The organism is Cyanobium sp. NIES-981 (assembly GCF_900088535.1).
In the GTDB taxonomy this organism is placed as follows: Bacteria; Cyanobacteriota; Cyanobacteriia; order PCC-6307; family Cyanobiaceae; genus NIES-981.
In genome coordinates this window covers 1,180,543-1,197,359 of record NZ_LT578417.1, presented here as the reverse complement: position 1 = coordinate 1,197,359, position 16,817 = coordinate 1,180,543, and the positions used below count along the sequence as shown (strand labels likewise).

At 70.0% G+C, this 16,817-nt stretch carries 18 protein-coding genes; 11 read left to right on the top strand and 7 right to left on the bottom strand.

The features are described from left to right. Position 1 precedes the first annotated feature (1 nt). Both cobT and CBM981_RS06035 read left to right on the top strand, forming a co-directional pair. The gene (gene cobT, locus CBM981_RS06040; protein ID WP_087069236.1) at positions 2-1,120 is read left to right on the top strand and encodes a nicotinate mononucleotide-dependent phosphoribosyltransferase CobT; all 1,119 of its coding nucleotides are present in this window, start codon (positions 2-4) and stop codon (positions 1,118-1,120) included. A gap of 9 nt (positions 1,121-1,129) precedes the next feature. Further along, entirely contained in the window at positions 1,130-2,158 is a 1,029-nt protein-coding gene (locus CBM981_RS06035) for a twin-arginine translocation pathway signal (protein ID WP_087067684.1), read from the top strand. Between the two features lie 3 nt (positions 2,159-2,161). On the opposite strand, the gene CBM981_RS06030 is transcribed toward CBM981_RS06035, so the two are convergent. Beyond that, the gene (locus CBM981_RS06030) at positions 2,162-3,310 is read right to left on the bottom strand and encodes an aldo/keto reductase (protein WP_087069235.1); all 1,149 of its coding nucleotides are present in this window, start codon (positions 3,308-3,310) and stop codon (positions 2,162-2,164) included. Then, complete coding sequence (locus tag CBM981_RS06025; protein ID WP_087067683.1) at positions 3,297-3,878, bottom strand: bifunctional nuclease family protein; 582 nt, start codon at positions 3,876-3,878, stop codon at positions 3,297-3,299. The genes CBM981_RS06030 and CBM981_RS06025 overlap by 14 nt, the downstream gene beginning before the upstream one ends. A 67-nt stretch (positions 3,879-3,945) precedes the next feature. Between CBM981_RS06025 and CBM981_RS06020 the strand changes: the two genes are divergently transcribed. Together CBM981_RS06020 and CBM981_RS06015 are read left to right on the top strand one after the other, a co-directional pair. Continuing rightward, positions 3,946-4,602 (top strand): riboflavin synthase, encoded by a 657-nt coding sequence (locus tag CBM981_RS06020; RefSeq protein WP_087067682.1) that lies wholly within the window; start codon positions 3,946-3,948, stop codon positions 4,600-4,602. A 26-nt stretch (positions 4,603-4,628) separates the two neighbouring features. Continuing rightward, entirely contained in the window at positions 4,629-5,225 is a 597-nt protein-coding gene (locus CBM981_RS06015) for a DUF308 domain-containing protein (protein ID WP_087067681.1), read from the top strand. On the opposite strand, the gene CBM981_RS06010 is transcribed toward CBM981_RS06015, so the two are convergent. From CBM981_RS06010 to CBM981_RS05995, 4 genes are all read right to left on the bottom strand, one after another. Continuing rightward, the gene (locus CBM981_RS06010; RefSeq protein WP_225867632.1) at positions 5,222-5,701 is read right to left on the bottom strand and encodes an AbrB family transcriptional regulator; all 480 of its coding nucleotides are present in this window, start codon (positions 5,699-5,701) and stop codon (positions 5,222-5,224) included. The two genes, CBM981_RS06015 and CBM981_RS06010, sit on opposite strands and share 4 nt — an antisense overlap. Positions 5,702-5,842: 141 nt before the next feature. After that, the gene (locus tag CBM981_RS06005; protein ID WP_087067680.1) at positions 5,843-6,466 is read right to left on the bottom strand and encodes a cytochrome c oxidase subunit 3; all 624 of its coding nucleotides are present in this window, start codon (positions 6,464-6,466) and stop codon (positions 5,843-5,845) included. Continuing rightward, the gene (ctaD, locus tag CBM981_RS06000; RefSeq protein WP_087067679.1) at positions 6,463-8,085 is read right to left on the bottom strand and encodes a cytochrome c oxidase subunit I; all 1,623 of its coding nucleotides are present in this window, start codon (positions 8,083-8,085) and stop codon (positions 6,463-6,465) included. The genes CBM981_RS06005 and ctaD overlap by 4 nt, the downstream gene beginning before the upstream one ends. A gap of 51 nt (positions 8,086-8,136) precedes the next feature. Further along, the gene (locus tag CBM981_RS05995; protein ID WP_087067678.1) at positions 8,137-9,015 is read right to left on the bottom strand and encodes a cytochrome c oxidase subunit II; all 879 of its coding nucleotides are present in this window, start codon (positions 9,013-9,015) and stop codon (positions 8,137-8,139) included. A 322-nt stretch (positions 9,016-9,337) separates the two neighbouring features. Here CBM981_RS05995 and CBM981_RS05990 point away from each other — a divergent pair, with 322 nt between their 5' ends. The 6 genes from CBM981_RS05990 to CBM981_RS05965 are packed head-to-tail and all read left to right on the top strand — an operon-like array spanning position 9,338 to position 14,758. Beyond that, complete coding sequence (locus CBM981_RS05990; RefSeq protein ID WP_225867556.1) at positions 9,338-10,300, top strand: heme A synthase; 963 nt, start codon at positions 9,338-9,340, stop codon at positions 10,298-10,300. Further along, the gene (locus tag CBM981_RS05985; RefSeq protein ID WP_087067676.1) at positions 10,294-11,253 is read left to right on the top strand and encodes a heme o synthase; all 960 of its coding nucleotides are present in this window, start codon (positions 10,294-10,296) and stop codon (positions 11,251-11,253) included. The genes CBM981_RS05990 and CBM981_RS05985 overlap by 7 nt, the downstream gene beginning before the upstream one ends. 39 nt (positions 11,254-11,292) lie before the next feature. Further along, positions 11,293-12,309, top strand: a complete 1,017-nt coding sequence (locus CBM981_RS05980) for an ATP-binding cassette domain-containing protein (RefSeq protein ID WP_369801689.1) — start codon at positions 11,293-11,295, stop codon at positions 12,307-12,309. Between the two features lie 6 nt (positions 12,310-12,315). Further along, a complete protein-coding gene (locus CBM981_RS05975) occupies positions 12,316-13,194 on the top strand; it encodes an ABC transporter permease (RefSeq protein ID WP_172820835.1) in 879 nt (292 codons plus the stop codon). A 14-nt stretch (positions 13,195-13,208) separates the two neighbouring features. Next, a complete protein-coding gene (locus tag CBM981_RS05970; RefSeq protein ID WP_087067674.1) occupies positions 13,209-14,072 on the top strand; it encodes a hypothetical protein in 864 nt (287 codons plus the stop codon). Positions 14,073-14,074: 2 nt separating this feature from the next. Next, entirely contained in the window at positions 14,075-14,758 is a 684-nt protein-coding gene (locus CBM981_RS05965) for an N-acetylmannosamine-6-phosphate 2-epimerase (RefSeq protein WP_087067673.1), read from the top strand. A gap of 13 nt (positions 14,759-14,771) precedes the next feature. Here the strand turns inward: CBM981_RS05965 and groL are convergent, their stop codons facing one another. Beyond that, positions 14,772-16,427 carry a chaperonin GroEL gene (gene groL / locus CBM981_RS05960; protein ID WP_087067672.1) on the bottom strand — a complete coding sequence of 552 codons (1,656 nt, stop codon included), beginning with the start codon at positions 16,425-16,427 and terminating at the stop codon, positions 14,772-14,774. Between the two features lie 137 nt (positions 16,428-16,564). Between groL and CBM981_RS05955 the strand changes: the two genes are divergently transcribed. Then, complete coding sequence (locus CBM981_RS05955) at positions 16,565-16,804, top strand: hypothetical protein (RefSeq protein WP_087067671.1); 240 nt, start codon at positions 16,565-16,567, stop codon at positions 16,802-16,804. The last annotated feature ends 13 nt before the right edge of the window (positions 16,805-16,817 follow it).

Genomic DNA, 16,817 nt, shown 5'->3' with positions numbered 1-16,817 from the left:
GGTGTCCGGGCCGTCCGCCGTGGAGCCGCTCTGGCAGGCGGTGCGACCCGTGCTGCTGCTGGCCGCCACGGCCACGGCGGCGGTGGAGGGCATCTCCGCTGCCGGGTCCACGCCGGCGTCCCGCCGGTCCACGGCGGCGGCCGACGCCGAACTGCTGGTCCAGGGTCCGCTGGGGCCCCGTCCCCATGCCCTGCCGCCGCTGCCCGCCGGGGTGAGCCCGGCTCTGATCAGCCGGGTGGTGCTGGAGTCCCTCGGGCTGCTCGAGCGCCTGCTGGTGGTGGATCTGGGTTGCCCGATCGCACCGGCGGTGCCCCACCTGCGCCTGCCGGCCGCGGAAGGCGCCGGAGCGGCCCATTGCCTCAGCAGCGGCCGCGCCCTGCCGCCCCAGAGGGTCCGGGCGCTGCTGGCGCGGGGCGCGCTGTGGGGATCGCGGCTGCCGCCGGCCCAGCCGCTGCTGCTGGCCGAATGTGTGCCCGGGGGAACCACCACGGCCCTCGGGGTGCTGCGGGGCCTCGGTGTGGAGGCCGACGGCCTGGTCAGCGGGAGTCTCCGCCTCAGTGCCCACGGCCTCAAGGCCAGGCTGGTGCGCCAGGGCCTGGCCGCCGCGGGCCTCGCCGCGGGCTGCCCTGGCCCCGGGCATGAGGGCAAGCGGGATCCGATCCCGGTGCTGGCCGCTGTGGGCGATCCGATGCAGCCGCTGGCCGCCGGCCTGGCCCTGGCGCTGGCCCGCCGCGGCGGCACGGTGCTGCTGGCCGGCGGCAGCCAGATGGCGGCGGTGCTGGCCCTGGCGCTGGCCCTGGCAGCGCCGGAGGAGCGAGCCGGCCTGGCCGCCCGGATCGTGCTGGCCACCACGGCCTGGGTGGCGGAGGAAGCGGAGAGTGATCTGGCCCTCCTGCTGCAGCGCATCGGTGCCCACTGGGGCGTGACGCCGCGGCTGGAGGTGGCGGGGCTGCGGTTCACGGCCTGCCGCAGTGAAGCCCTGCGGGACTACGAGCGGGGCTACGTGAAGGAGGGCGTGGGGGCGGGGGGGTTCGCCCTGCTGTGGCAGCGCCTGGGCCACAGCCCGGAGGCCCTGGCCCGGGCCTGCGATGCAGCATGCCGGCAGCTGCTCGGTGCCTAGGGTCGCGCCATGGTCATCCCCCCCGTGACGCTCTCCCGTCGCCGGCTCCTGCGGCTGGGCCTCACCGCCGGCATGGCTGTGGGGCTTCCGCCGCTGCTCGGAGGCTGCGGGACCTCCTCCAGGGCCAGCCTCGCCTTCACCAGCGGCTCCCTCCCCTCCCGCTGGTTCAAGGCCCTGCCGGCCGGCTGGCGGGCCCGTCAGTTCGAGCAGCCGTCCGCCGTGCTCGCGGCGGCATCGGCACCGATTCCCCCCGCCCTGGTCAGTCTCAGTGACGGTTGGGCCGGTGCCGCCGCCCCCACGCTCTGGCAGCCCCTGGAGGCCCCCCGGCTGCTCGACCGGCTGGCCGAGGCCGCCGGGCCGGCCAGCCGCCTGTTCGCTGCCGCGGGCTCTCCCCGCGTGGCCTTTCCCTGGGCCTTCTCCCCGTGGGTGATCCTGCTGCGTTCCCGGCCCGATCTGCTCAGGCGGGCGGCGGAGGGTTGGTCGCTGCTGCTCGATCCCAGCCTGCGCCGCCGCCTCGTGCTTCCCTCCAGCCCGCGGGTCTGCATGGCCCTGGTGGGAGACGACGTCGCCAAGCTCCGGGCTCTGCGCCTGCAGGCCCTGGCCCATGACGATCGCGATGGGCTCAATCTGGTGCTGAGCGGCAGCGCCGAGGCTGCCGTGCTGCCCCTGCGCCGCCTGATCCCCCTGCTGCGTCGCGACCAGCGCCTGGCGGTGGTGCTTCCCCAGACCGGGGCTCCGCTCAGCTGGCAGATGCTGCTGCGGCCGACCGGGTCGCGGGAGCCTCTGCCGCTCGACTGGGTGGCCGAGGCGCTCGAGGGGCCTGTGCTGGCGGCGTTGCTGGGGGCTGGCTGGGTGCCGCCACTGCCGCGAACGGTGCTGCAGCCGCTCGTGGCGCGCTTCCCGGCGCCTGTGGCCCGCCTGCTCCTGCCGGAGCCGGGGGTGCTGGAGCGCTGCTGGAGCCTGCCACCCCTGGATGGCGCGGCCCGCCTGGCGCTGCAGAGCCGCTGGGACGCGGCGGCACCCCGCACCGGCGCCTGAGGCTCAGCCCCAGAGCCGGCGGCGGGGCGCCGCGGCCAGTCGACGGTGGGTGTCGGCAAGCAGGGTGGGAATCGGCAGACCGTGTGGACAACGCGGCAGGCAGGCCCCGCAGGCCTGGCAGGCCTCCGCATTGAGCGTTTCCCACCAGTGGCCGGCGCGACCGATCAGGTTGTAGCGCTCCTGGGCGAAGGCCTCCATGCCATGGCCCACCGCCAGATTGCGCAGCCGCAGCAGCTCGGGAATCGGTACGCCGTTGGGGCAGGGCAGGCAGGCACGGCACTGGCCGCAGCGGTCGGCGCCGAGCCGCTCGGCCCCGGCCCTGCCCAGCCGTTCCAGGGCAGCCGCCAGCCTGGGGCGGCTGGCGCCGTCGCCCGCCAGGGCGCCGCGCCACCACCGCTCCGCCCAGACCAGATCCGCCGGCTGGGCCGCCCCCAGGCTCAGGGTGGAGATCCCCTGGTCGAGCAGAAACCGGTAGGCCAGTTCCAGCGGGTGGAACGGGGCGCAGTCCGCCAGCAGCTGGGGGGGCGGGTCATAGAGACGGCCGCCCTTGTCGGCGGGCGAGATGGCCAGAACACCGATGCCGGCATCCAGGGCGGCGCGGGCCAGGGGCAGGCGGGTCTGGTCGAAGAGGTGCACGTGCAGGGAGCAGAAGCGGAAGCGCCCCGTGGCCAGAGCCTCGGCGATCAGGGCGGGACTGCCGTGGCTCGTGAAGCCCACCTGGGTGGCCAGACCCGTGTCCAGGGCCCACTGCAGCAGATCGGCCCCTGGGCCGCGGTCCGCCCAGATCAGGTGCTCCGGGGTGTTCAGTCCATGCACCGCCAGCCCATCCAGCCGGGCCACGCCCAGCCGCCGCAGGCTGGAGCGCAGCTGCTCCTGCCCCGCGGCCAGATCGCAGCCGGGGAGGATCTTGCTGGTGATCAGCCAGCCGCCCTCCGGTGCCAGCCCCTGGCTCTGCAGCTGCCGCAGGGCCTGGCCCAGGAAGGGTTCCGCCGGGCCGTAGGCGGGTGCGGTCTCCAGGTGGTTGATGCCGGCGCCCATGGCCGCGCCCAGCACCGCCGCCATGTGGTCCGGGCTCTCCAGGGCCCGCATCGTGCCCAGGGTGAAGGCCGACACCGGCGGACCGGAGCCGAAGGGCCGCCTAGCCGGGCGCACGGGGAGGGTCGGCATCCGGGTCCGCCCTGTCCTCCTCCTCCGGAGCCGCCGCCGGGCTCTCGGCCCGGGCTTCGGAGAGATGGCGCACCAGCTCGGCTGGGCTCACCTTGTCGAGAAAGCGGCGGAAGTGCTCCTGGTCGGCGGCATCCGCCTCGGCGTCGACGGGGATCGAGGCATCGGCCACCACTTCCTCCAGCATCCAGATCGGGCTGTCGGTGCGCACCGCCAGGGCGATGGCATCACTGGGGCGGGCATCCACTTCCAGGCTGCGTTCCTTGCCGTTCTCGCCGCTGCGCAGTTTCAGGGCGGCGCGGAAGGTGTTGTCCTCGATCGCATGGATCACCACCCGCTCGAGCCGCAGGCCGCCGGCCTCCAGCAGCGCCACCATCAGGTCGTGGCTGAGCGGACGCGGCGGGATGTCCTGCCCCAGGCCGGCCAGGATGTTCTGGGCCTGGGCCTGATCGATCCAGATCGGCACCTGACGCCGTCCGGAGGGATCGCGCAGCAGCACGATCGGGCTACGGCTGGCTGCATCCAGCGCGATGCCGGCGACACGCATTTCCACCATGGTCAGCTCCGCCCTTCGGCAGGTGTGCGCCTGTGCACGATTATGGCCAGCAGGCCGAGGCGCGCGGATGTTCACCGGACTGGTGCAGGCCATCGGAACCATCGAGCGCTCACCGGGAGGGGTGCGGCTGCGCTGGCGGGCCGGAACCGGCGGCTGGGGGCCAGACAGCCTGGAGCTGGGGGAGAGCGTGGCCGTGGATGGCGTGTGTCTCACGGTGGCGGAACGGCTGCACGACGGCTTCCGCGCCGCCGTGAGCGACGAGACCCTGCGCCGCAGCACCCTGGCCGGCCGGGCGGACCGCCGCGCCGCCGTGAATCTGGAACCCGCCCTGCGGCTGGCCGACCGCCTGGGGGGGCATCTGGTGAGCGGCCATGTCGATGGCCTGGGCACCGTGCAGGCCATCACGCGGGAGAGCGGTTCCTGGCGGCTGGAGGTGGCCTGGATGGATTCCACCTACGGCCGCTACGTCTGCGACAAGGCCAGCGTGGCGGTGAACGGCATCAGCCTCACCGTGGCTGGCTGCAGCCCTGATGGCGCCTGCTTCTGGGTGGCCGTGATCCCCCACACCTGGGAGGAAACCACCCTGCAGAGCCTGCGGGCCGGAGATGGGGTGAATCTGGAGGCCGATCTGCTGGCCAAATACACCGAGCGGCTGCTGGGATCCGCCCGGCACTCCCAACCGCTCGATGGAGCCTGGCTGGCGGAACACGGTTGGCAGGCCTAGGGTCCGATCAGCAACGCAAGGGCGTGATGGGCCCGCCTGGCCTGGCCAACGACGCGGGTTCCCTGCGGACCCTGACGCTGTTCGAAGGCGTCTTGATGCTGGTGCTGGGCGTGCTGGCGCTGCTCTTCCCCCTGGCGGCCTCGGTGTGGGTCACGGCCATGGTGGCGGTGCTCTTCCTGGTGGGCGGGCTGTTCGGCTGGATCAACAACCTCACGCGCGCCCGCCTGCTGGGCCGCTGGCTCGCCTTCTGGCGTCTGGTGGTTTCCACCCTCTTCCTGGTGGCCGGCCTGTCGATGCTGCTGCAGCTGGGGGCGGGTCCGAGCCAGGCGGCGGCACCGATTGCGGCCCTGGCTCTGGCCATCGGCCTGGTGTTCCTGGTGGAGGGTGGGGTGGCGCTGGTGGTCTCCCTGGCCCACCGGCACATCCGCGGCTGGGGCTGGGGTCTGGTGAACGGGGCGGTGACGCTGCTGCTGGGCGCCCTGATCCTCACCCTCCCCGCCGCCGTGCTGTTGCGCGTGCTCGGACTGCTGGTGGGAATCAGCTTCCTGTTCAGCGGGCTGGATCTGCTCAGCTTCAGCGCCAGTTTTCACGGGCCGGCCCCCGCATCCGAGTCCGACCGCTAGCAGTCGCCGGCCTCCTGTCCGCCGGCCTCCTCCCCGCCGGTCTGCTCGTCTGCGGACTGGTGGCGCGGGGCTTCGCCGCTGCCGGCCTCTGCTGAAGCGGGTTCCTGGTTGGAGGATTCCTCGAGGGGCAGCAGCCAGATCGCCCCCGTTTCCCGATGCAGCTCGATCCGGAACTCCTGCCCGGGTTCCAGTCCGAGCCGGCGGGTGTAGGCGTGGCCGATGAGCAGATTGCCGTTGCCGTGCACCCGGGTGCGGAACTCCGCCTGGCGTCCCTTGGCCTGGCCGCCGCTTCGATCGCTGCGCCCGGCGGCGGATTCCGGCACGGCATAGCCCTTGGCTGCCACCAGAGCCCGGTAGAAGCTCTTGCGCAGCACCCGGCCACTGGGGCCCACGTAGCCGCAGGCTCTGGCGATCTGATCCTCGGGCTGATTGCTGAGGGCCCGCGCCTTGTCGAGCAGGGCCTGTCCCTCCAGCATCACGCCGGGACCACCGCCACTACTGGGAGCCATGGCAGGAGATCCACGAAATACAGCACACCTGTGATTGTGCCCAGTGGTGCTGGCCATCGGCAAGCAGCCGCTGGTGGGCGGCGGCGGCTCGGGGATCCGCTGCAGGGCTCAGAGCACGTAGAGGAGGCCATAGAGCACCACCCAGATGCCGTCCACGAAGTGCCAGTAGAGCTCGGCGGCTTCCAGGCCGAAGTGGTTCTGGGCGCTGATTCTGCCCCCGGGCCTGCACTGCAGGGCAACGATCGCGATGCAGATCACACCGAGCGTGACGTGCAGACCGTGGAAGCCGGTGAGGGCATAGAAGGTGCTGGCGAACAGATTTTCCGTGAGGCCGAACGGCAGGGTGAAGTACTCCACCATCTGACTGGCCAGGAAGGTGGCTCCGAGGGCTGCGGTGAGCAGCAGCCAGTTGCGGCAGGAGGGCAGACGGTTGGCACGGATCTCACGCCCGGCCCGGTGGAAGGTGAAACTGCTCACCAGCAGCAGCACCGTGTTGATGCTGGGGAGCAGGAGTTCAAGTTCGTAATTGCTGCCCTCAGGCAGGGGGTTGACCGACCGGAAGGTGAGGTAGGCGGCGAAGAAGCCGGCAAAGGTCATGCCATCGGCCACCAGAAACGTGGTGAGGCCGAACATCCGCAGGTCGGCATGTTCAGTGCCGCTGCTGGCGTGGTGGGCTGAATCGGGCTGGGGGGCGGCCTGTACAGCCGCCTCACTGGGATTGGTGAGGGTCATGACTTGGTTGCCGCTGCATGGCCGTAGCCATAGGGCTCTGTGACCAGAGGAGCCTCACCCAGCCAGTTCTCCACCGGCGGAGGAGAGCTGGTGAGCCACTCGGGAGTGAGGGCGTTCCAGGGGTTGTCGCCGGCAGCCGGTCCGCGCAGGGCCGTCACCACCACGTTGATCAGCAGGGGCAGGGTGCTGATCGCCATGATCAGGGCGCCGACACTGCTCACCTGGTTCAGGGTGGTGAAGGTGGGGTCATATTCGGCCACCCGGCGGGGCATGCCATTGAGACCCAGCCAGTGCTGTGGCAGGAAGCAGAGCTGGAAGCCGATCAGGGTGAGCACGAAGTGCAGCCGGCCCAGATCTTCGTTCAACATCCGGCCGGTGAATTTCGGGTACCAATGATAGAGCGAGGCGAAAATCACGAACACGGTGCCGCCGTAGACGATGTAGTGGAAGTGGCCCACCACATAATAGGTATCGTGCACGTGAATGTCGAAGGGCACCTGGGCCAAGGTGATGCCGGTGATGCCGCCGAAGACAAAATTAAGGATGAATCCGCAGGAGAAAAGCATGGCCGAGTTCAGGGCAATCTTGCCACCCCATAGGGTTGCGATCCAGTTGAAGAATTTGATGCCGGTGGGAACGGCAATGAAGGAGGTGGCGATTGTGAAGAAGAGGCGCATCCAGGGGGGCGTGCCACTGGTGAACATGTGGTGAGCCCACACGATCAGGCCGAGGAACACAATGGCCATGATCGAATACACCATGGTGGTGTAGCCGAACAGGGGCTTGCGGGCATGCACCGGCAGGATCTCACTCACCAGACCGAAAGCCGGCAACACCATGATGTAGACAGCGGGGTGGGAGTAGAACCAGAACAAGTGCTGGTACACCACCACATTGCCCCCCATCGAAGGGTTGAAGAAGCCGGTGTGAGCCACGATGTCAAAGCTGAGCAGAATCAGCACACCCGCCAGCACCGGCGTCGAGAGCACCACCAGCAGGCTCGTGCCCAGCATGGCCCAGCAGTACATCGGCAGCTGCATCAGCTTCAATCCGGGCCGACGCAGTTTCAGGATGGTGGCGATGAAGTTGACAGCCCCGAAGATCGAGCTCCCTCCGAGCAGGAGCACACTGAGAATCCACACCACCTGGCCCGCGGCGGGCGTCGTGAGGCTGAGTGGGGGGTAGGCGGTCCAGCCGGACTGGGCAGCGGCGCCGGCCAGGAAGTAGCTGCTGATCAGGAGGATGCCGGCAGGTGGAATCATCCAGAACGCCACCGCGTTCAGGCGTGGGAACGCCATGTCACGGGCACCCACGTAGAACGGGATGAGGTAGTTGCCGAAGGCACCATTCACCACCGGCACGATCCAAAGAAAGATCATCACCGTGCCGTGCAAGGTGAGCACTTCGTTGTAGGTATCGCGGCTGACGAAGTCGGCCATCGGGCTGACCAGCTCGGTGCGGATGATGCCGGCCAGCAGACCCCCGATCAGGTAGAACACAAAACCACACACGAGATACTGCAGGCCGATCACCTTGTGATCGAGGCTGAAGCTGAAGTAGCGCAACCAGCCGGTTGGCTGCAGGCCCTCGGGAAATGGACTGGGACTGGCGACGGTCATGGCTCAGAGATGGCGGCGAAGGACTGGAGAAGGGAGAAGCAGAGGTGCCACTCAGGTGCTGGTGAGGGGAGTGTTCTGCTGCCGCCAGGCGTCGAAGGACTCCGGTTCGTGCACCACCACGTTGGAGCGCATGCCTCCGTGGTACGCGCCGCAGAGCTCGGCGCAGACGATGGGGTAGGTGCCTGCCCGGGTGGCCGTGAAGGAAAGCCGGGTGGTCTGGCCGGGAATCACGTCCTGTTTCAGCCGGAACTGGGGCACCCAGAAGGCATGGATCACATCGCGGGCCTCCATCCGCAACTCCACGGGTTGCCCCAGGGGCACGTGCAGCTCGCCGCTGGTGATGTCTCCCTCCGGGTAGTGGAAGATGAAGGCGAACTGCATGGCGGTGACATCCACCGGCAGGGGAGGGGTTGCCGACGCCCCGCCATCGCGGTCAGCCACAGCGGCCGGCCCGATCCCGCCCCAGATTCGACCGGTGCTGGCCGCGGCCTGGACTGCTCCCCCAGCGGACATCCCCCCGGGGGCTGGGGCCTGCATGCCGGCCCCATGCATGGAAGCGTGGTCCATCAGCGGAGCCATCCCGCCCATGCGCTCGTAGATGTCGTAGCTGTAGATACCGACAAACAAAATCACGACGGCTGGTATCGCTGTCCACACGATCTCCAGGGGCAGATTGCCTTCGATCGCCGCACCATCCGTGCTGTCGCCGGCGGGGCGGCGGAACCGCACCAGGCTGTAGATCACCACGATCAGGATGCCCAGGAAGAGCATCGTGCCAATGCTGAATAAAACCTTAAAGAGTGAATCGTAGGTGGAAGCGTTGCTGCTGGCCTGCGCAGGCAGCAGGTTCACCCGATTTCCCACCAGAAGGCCTGTGAGCACAAGCCCTGTGGTGGCCAGAGCCGTGGTGATGGCGGCGCGGATCTGCACGGGTCAGTGAGTACTTCCGGTCAGCCTATGGGCCGGGCCGGGCGATTGCGAGGGATCGTCGCAGCTTGATGGCGTTTCCACGAATCGTGACGCGTTCCGTTGAGTCGGCCGGAGTGAATGTTCTGAATTGCCGACGTGTGCAAATCCTGATCCATGGCTGCAGCCACCATCGCTACCGTGCACCCACCCTGGGACCTCTGGCCCGATGCGAGCAGGCTTCCGGCCATCCCCGCCGCCCCGATCCCTGCGGTCCATCGCGCTTGAGACCGCTGCCCCGGAGACCCCATTCCCGGAGACCCCTGCCCCGGAACCCTCCGACCCGATGCCGGCCACCCCGCAGCTTCGCCGGATCCGCCGACTCACCGGCCACCTGGTGATCGCCCTGGTGATTCTCGTGGTGATCGGCGGGGCCACCCGCGTCATGCAGGCCGGACTGGCCTGTCCGGACTGGCCGCTCTGCTATGGGGTCCTGCTGCCGGGCCGGCAGATGAACCTGCAGGTGTTCCTCGAGTGGTTTCACCGGCTCGATGCCTTCGTGGTGGGGGTTGCGCTGCTGGTGCTGGCCGGCGCCAGCCTGCTCGGACGGCGCCGACTGCCTGTCTGGCTGCCCGGACTGGCCTGCATCGCGCTGCTGCTGGTGGCCGTCCAGGGTGGTCTCGGTGCCCTCACGGTCACCCGTCTGCTGGCTTCCAGCCTGGTGACGGCCCACCTCGCGGCTGCCCTCACCCTGCTGGCCCTGCTCAGTGCGGCCCATCAGATGCTGGAGGCCCCGCCGGCCAGCCTGGAGGCCTTCTCCAGCCCCGTTGCCCACTCCCCGTCACCCTGGCGCGGGATGTGGACCCTGGCCCTGTTGCTGGGGCTCGCCGGGGTGATGGTCCAGAGCCTGGTGGGGGGCTGGATGGCCAGCCACTGGGCGGCGGAGCGCTGTCTGGCCTCCGGCGAGTGGTGCAACCTGCTGGGTTGGCATCGTCAGCTTGCCTCGGGTGTCGGTGCCGGGGTGCTGCTGCTTACGGTCGCGGGAACCGCCATGCCGGCCCGGAGCCGCCGGCAGCGGGCCATGGCCGTGGCCTCCGGCGCCGTGGTGATGGTGCAGATCGCTCTCGGGATCTGCACCCTGCGCCTGGGTCTCGCCGTGCCGGCGGTCACGATCGCCCACCAGCTGGGTGCCGCCCTGCTGGTGGCCCTGCTCGCCGGCCAGCTCGGCCTCTCCCTGGCGCCAGCAGCGCCACCCCTGTCTGTGGCGGATCCGTCCGCTGTTCTTCCTTCCGGAGCTGAACCATGGTGAGCCTCACCGCCCTGCCGATCACCAAACCGGCAGTGCCCCGCTCCGTGACCCTGCCGGCCTGGCTCGAAGTGGCCAAGCCCCGCCTGATCCCTCTGCTACTGGCCACCACCCTGGCGGGGATGGCCATCACCGGCGGTGCCGTCAGCCTGTCCGTGATCTGCTGCACCCTGCTGGGCGGTGCGCTGGCATCGGCCGCCGCCGGTGTTCTGAACTGTCTCTGGGAGCATGACCTGGACGGCCGCATGCAGCGCACCAGCCGCCGCGCCCTGCCGTCCGGACGCCTGGCCCAGCAGCAGGCCTTCGGCATGGCCGTGGCCCTCACCCTCGGGGCTGTGGTGGTGCTGGTGGTGGGGGTCAACGCCCTGGCCGCGAGCCTGGCCCTGCTGGGGCTCTGCAGCTACGTGCTGCTCTACACCGCCCTGCTCAAGCCGCGCACGCCCCAGAACATCGTGATCGGCGGGGTGGCCGGCGCCATTCCCCCCCTGGTGGGGGCCGCGGCCTCCAGCGGTGGGCTCTCCCTCTCCAGCTGGTGGCTGTTCGCCCTGGTCATGGTCTGGACTCCCGCCCACTTCTGGGCCCTGGCCCTCCTGCTCAAGGATGACTACCGCTCGGTGGGCATCCCCATGCTTCCCGTGGTGAAGGGCGTGGCGGTGACCGCCCGAGCCATCCGCACCTATGCCTGGATCACCGTGGCGCTGAGCCTCGGTGGCGTGTGGATGCTCCCCAGCGGTGGTCTGCTCTACGGCCTGATGGTGCTCCCCTTCAACGGCCGCCTGCTCCAGCTCGTGCAGGCCCTGGTGGCCCACCCCGACGACCCCGGCCGCGCCAGGGCACTGTTCCGCTGGTCGATTTTCTATCTCTTCGGCATCAGCCTGCTTCTGCTGATGGCCCGTCTGCCCCAGGCCGACGCCTTCTCCATGCCGCTGGCTCTGCTGCCTACATTGGGCGGCTGATCAGCGGGAACGGTCTGGGATGGGGGTCGGGAGGTGGTGATCGCGCTCAGGGAGCTGCGCAAGACCTACAGCAGCGGCGGCAAGCAGGTGCAGGCCCTCAACGGTCTCAGTCTCACGGTGCCGGAGGGCACGCTCTACGGCCTGCTGGGGCCCAACGGCGCCGGCAAGACCACGGCCCTGCGCATCCTGTGCACCCTGCTGGCACCCGATCAGGGCTCGGTGGAGGTGGCCGGCGTCGATGCGCTCAGCGCTCCACGGCAGGTGCGGCGTCTGCTGGGCTACGTGGCCCAGGAGGTGGCGATCGACAAGATCCTCACGGGCCGGGAGCTGCTCCGCCTCCAGGGCGACCTCTATCACCTCCGCCGTGACGCCAGGGACGGGCGCATCGAGGAGCTGGTGGCCCTGCTGGGCATGGCCGACTGGATCGACCGGCGCTGCGGGTCCTACTCCGGAGGGATGCGTCGCCGGCTCGATCTGGCCTCAGGCCTGCTGCACTCCCCCCGGGTGCTGGTGCTCGATGAGCCCACGGTGGGCCTGGACATCGAGAGCCGTGCGGCGATCTGGGAGGTGCTGCGGCGGCTGCGCGACGGCGGCACCACGGTGGTGCTGAGCAGCCACTACCTCGAGGAGGTGGATGCGCTGGCGGACCGGCTGGCCATTCTCGAGCATGGCCGGGTGATTGCCGAGGGCACCCCGTCCGAGCTCAAGGATGCCCTCGGGGGCGACCGCGTCACCCTGCGTGTCAGGGAATTCAGCGATGCCGAGGAGGCCGGCCAGGTACAGACCCTGCTCAGCGCCTGCCAGGGGGTGCGCCAGGTGGTGGTGAACCGGTCCCAGGGCTATTCCCTCAACCTCGTGGTGGAGGACGCCTCGGTGGTGGAGCGGTTGCGGCAGCAGCTGGCGGCCGCCGACCTGCCGGTGTTCGCCCTCGCCCAGAGCCGCCCCAGCCTCGATGATGTGTACCTCCAGGCCACTGGCCGCACCCTGATGGATGCGGAACTGGCCGTGGCCGGCAGCCGTGATGCCAAGGCCGAACGCAAACAGAGCATGCGCTGATCCCCGATGACCTCCGCCTCCACCGCCGCGTCCTCCTCTGCCCGCCCCCGGGCGGTCGCGCCTCCTCCCGAGGCCTCGGCCCTGGCCGAGATCAGCCAGGAGACACTGGCCCTCACCCGGCGGCTGTTCGTGCAGCTGCAGCGTCGCCCCTCCACCCTCATCGCCGGAGTGCTCCAGCCCCTGATCTGGTTGATCCTGTTCGGGGCCCTGTTCGCCAAGGCGCCGGCCGGCCTGCTGCCTGACGGCATGAGCTACGGCCGCTTCCTCGGTGCCGGCGTGATCGTGTTCACCGCCTTCAGTGGCGCCCTCAATGCGGGCCTGCCGGTGATGTTCGACCGGGAGTTCGGCTTCCTGAACCGGCTGCTCGTGGCCCCGCTGCGCTCGCGCAGCTCGATCGTGCTGGCCTCGGTGCTGTACATCACGGCTCTGAGCCTGGTGCAGAGCGTGGCGATCATGGCCACGGCCGCCCTCCTCGGCTACGGCTGGCCCGGCATGGCCGGCCTGGCCCTGGTGCTGCTCACGCTGCTGCTGCTGGTGTTCGCCGTCACCGCCCTGAGCCTGGGGCTTGCCTTCGCCCTGCCGGGGCACATCGAGCTGATCGCGGTGATCTTCGTGGCCAACCTGCCCCTGCTGTTCGCGAGCACCGCCCTGGCACCGATTTCCTTCATGCCTGCCTGGCTGGGCTGGCTCGCAGCCCTCAATCCCCTTACCTTCGCCATAGAACCGATCCGCGCCGCCTACGCCGGCCACCTCACGCTCTACGCCATCGTGCTGGAGGCTCCCTACGGAGACCTTTCGGCAGGTCAGTGCCTGGGGGTGCTCGCGGTGCTGGCCATCGGCCTGTTCGCTCTGATCCGGCCGCTGCTGGATCGCAAGCTCACCTGATCCTCCTGGTCACCGTGCCCCGTCCACCCCGCTTCCCCGCTCCAGACCGCCCTGACCCGGAGGCACTTCTGCTGGCGGCGGTGGCGGAGCGGGACACCCTCCAGGCCCTGAAACTGGCCGACCGGCTCACCCATCGTCGCGGCCTGGCGGCCTTCCAGAGTCTGGTGGCCACGAAGCTGGCGGCCGGCCAGGGCCAGGAGGCCGTCCTCTGGCTCGCCGCGCTGGTGCGGTTCGAGCTGTCCCCGATCCAGGTGGAGCCCCTGGCCGATGGTGCCAAGACGGTTCAGGCAGTGGAGGCCGAAGCCCCCTTCACCGATCCGTGGCAGCTGCCCGCGGTGCACCTCGACCCCGTGGTGATCCAGGAGCCCGCTCCAGCGGCTGCCGCCAGCAGCCTGGACCCCACCTGGCTCGACGATCTGGCCCGAGAACAGCAGGCCCTGGCCGACTTCAGCAGGGAGTCGCAGCCCCAGACGTTCTCCGATCCATCACCGGCCGATCCATCACCGGCCGATCCATCATCGCCTGAGCCATTGCCAGCTGATCCATTGCCAGCCGGTGCCCCCCTGCCGGCGGAGGCATCCGAGCACGTGTGGGTGTTCGGTCAGCCCGCCCACAACGGGATGGCCGATCCGGGCGAATCCCCCGACTCCCTGGCCATGGCAGGCTGCGACAACCCGTTCCCCTCCAGCCCAGGCGAGGCCGCCGGCACCACGGCGGCCTCCATGCCGGAGCCTTCGCACCCGCTGGCCCTGATTCCCCGGCTGATGGCCGTGTCGCCGCCGGCCCGCTCCCCCCGGCAGGGGCCCGCCCCGGCGCCGGCTTCCCTGGCGCGCCTGCGGTCCTGGCTTCATGACGACGCCCTGCCGGAGGCGAGCTGAGCGTGATCCAGGCTCCCTGGCCCCGCGGCCTGATCGTGTCGGTGCAGGCCCCGGAGGGCTCCCCGCTCCGGGATCCCGAGGTGATCGCGGCCATGGCCGAAGCCAGCCTGCAGCAGGGGGCGCGGGGGGTGAGGCTGGAGAGCCCGGAGCACATCGGCGCTGTGCGTCGGCGCTGTCCGGCGGCCCTGATCGTGGGGCTGTGGAAGCGCAGCCACGCTGACAGCTCTGTCTACATCACCCCCACCTGGGAGGACATTCAGGCCGTCTGGGCCGCGGGTGCGGATGTGGTGGCCCTCGATGCCACCAGCCGCCGGCGGCCGGGAGGTGTTCAGCTCGCCGAGCTGGTCGAGCGCGCCACCCAGGAACTCGGCGCCCCGCTCATGGCCGATGTGGCCACGCTGGAGGAAGGGCTGCAGGCGGCCCTCCTGGGCTGTGCCTGGGTGGGAACCACGCTCTATGGCTACACCGAAGCCACCGCGGATGCCCGGCCACCGGCCTGGGATCTGCTGTCTCCGCTCCGGCGGGACCTGCCTGCCCAGGTGCCCCTGATCTGCGAGGGGGGAATCGGATCGGTTCAGCAGGCCCGCGAGGCGCTGGATCGCGGCGCCGATGCCGTCGTGGTCGGCACCGCGATCACGGGAATCGACCTGCAGGTGGCGGCCTACAGCCGCGCCCTGCAGGACTGATCGGCGCGGCCGATCACATCATTCCGGGCATCCCCATGCCGCCCATGCCGCCCATGCCACCCATGTCCCCCATGCCGCCGCCAGCCGGGGCAGCCGGCGGTTCCGGTTTGTCGGCGATCACCGCCTCGGTGGTGATCAGCAGAGCCGCGATCGACACCGCATCCTGCAGGGCGAGGCGGGTCACCTTGGCGGCATCGAGGATGCCCGCCGCCAGCAGGTCCTCGTAGTGACCCGTCTGGGCGTTGTAGCCCAGACCACTCCGCAGGATCTGGGCGCTGACCACGTCGCCATCGATGCCGGCGTTGCCGGCGATCTGCTTGACCGGTTCGGCCAGGGCGCGCTGCACGATTTCGACCCCGGTGCGTTCGTCACCCTGGCAGCCGGCCGCCAGCGTGGTGAGCCCCTGGGCGAGCTCCAGCAGGGTGGTGCCGCCGCCGGCCACGATGCCCTCCTCCACGGCGGCCCGGGTGGCGTTGAGGGCATCCTCGATGCGCAGTTTGCGGTTGCGCAGCTCGGTTTCGGTGGGCGCTCCCACCTTGATCACCGCCACACCGCCGGCCAGCTTGGCGATCCGCTCCATCAGCTTCTCGCGGTCGTAGTCCGAGTCGGTGTTGTCGAGTTCCCTGCGGATGGCGGCGATCCGGTCGGTCACGGCCGCCTGGTGGTCGCCGCTGGCCACGATGGTGGTGCTGTCCTTGGTGATGGTGATCCGGCGGGCCTGGCCCAGATCCTGCAGGCCGGCCTTCTCCAGGGTCATGGCCTGGTCTTCGCTGATCACCGTGGCGCCGGTGAGGATGGCGATGTCCTGGAGATAGGCCTTGCGCCGGTCGCCGAAGGACGGCGCCCGCACGGCCGCCACCTGCAGCACGCCCCGGTTCTTGTTCACCACCAGGGTGGCCAGGGCCTCACCCTCCACCTCCTCGGCAAGGATCAGCAGCGGCCGGCCGCTCTTGGACACGGCCTCGAGCACCGGCACCAGATCGGTGATGGCGCTGATCTTGCGGTCGGTGATCAGCACCAGCGGGTTCTCGAACACGCACTCGCGCCGGTCCTGATCGGTGACGAAATAGGGGGAGCTGTAGCCGCGATCGAAGGCCATGCCCTCGGTGATCTCCAGCTCGGTGGCCAGGGAGTTCGACTCCTCCACAGTGATCACGCCGTCGGCGGTGACCTTGGCCATGGCCTCGGCGATCATCTGGCCGATCTCCTCGTCGTTGCCGGCACTCACGGTGGCCACCTGGCGGATGGCGTCGCCCTCCACCGCCTGGGCCCGGGCGGCGATGCCCTCCACCACCTGGGCGGCGGCCCGCTCCATGCCGCGACGCAGCACCACCGGGCTGGCGCCGGCGGCCACGTTGCGGAGCCCTTCCCGCACCAGGGCCTGGGCCAGCACGGTGGCGGTGGTGGTGCCGTCACCGGCCTGGTCCTTGGTTTTGGTGGCCACCTGCTGCATCAGCTTGGCGCCCAGGTTTTCGAACGGATCGTCGAGTTCGATCTCCTTGGCGATGGTCACGCCGTCATTGACGATGTCGGGTGCCCCGAACTTCTTCTCCAGCACCACATTGCGGCCTTTCGGACCGATGGTCACCCGGACGGCATCGGCGAGGGCGTTGACACCCTTTTCGAGGGAGGCGCGGGAGGCGTCGGAAAAGCTGACCAGCTTGGCCATCGGGAAAAGCACGGGCTTGACGCTTCAGATTCCCACGGGGCTGGGGGGGCAGTCTGGTGGGGAAAGCCGAATCCACCTGGGCGCCGGGGTTCAGCGCCGGTAGGGTCCTGGCAGGGAGCCGGAGCCGTGCAGGCGCTTTGGAAGAGCTGCTTCAGACCGCCCTCGACAACGCGGCCGGGGAGGCCATCGCCATGGACCCCGGCACCACGCCCAGTGCGATGGTGTTCGTGCTGGTCACGACCCTCGGCCTGCTGATGGCGCTGATCTATGTGCCGCTGAGGCTCTACTTCACCATCACCGAACGCAGCCGGCGCCTGCGGCTGCTGCAGCGGATCCGGCGGCTGCGGGAGCAGCTGGGCCAGCCGATCAACAGCTAGACGGATCGAGCTG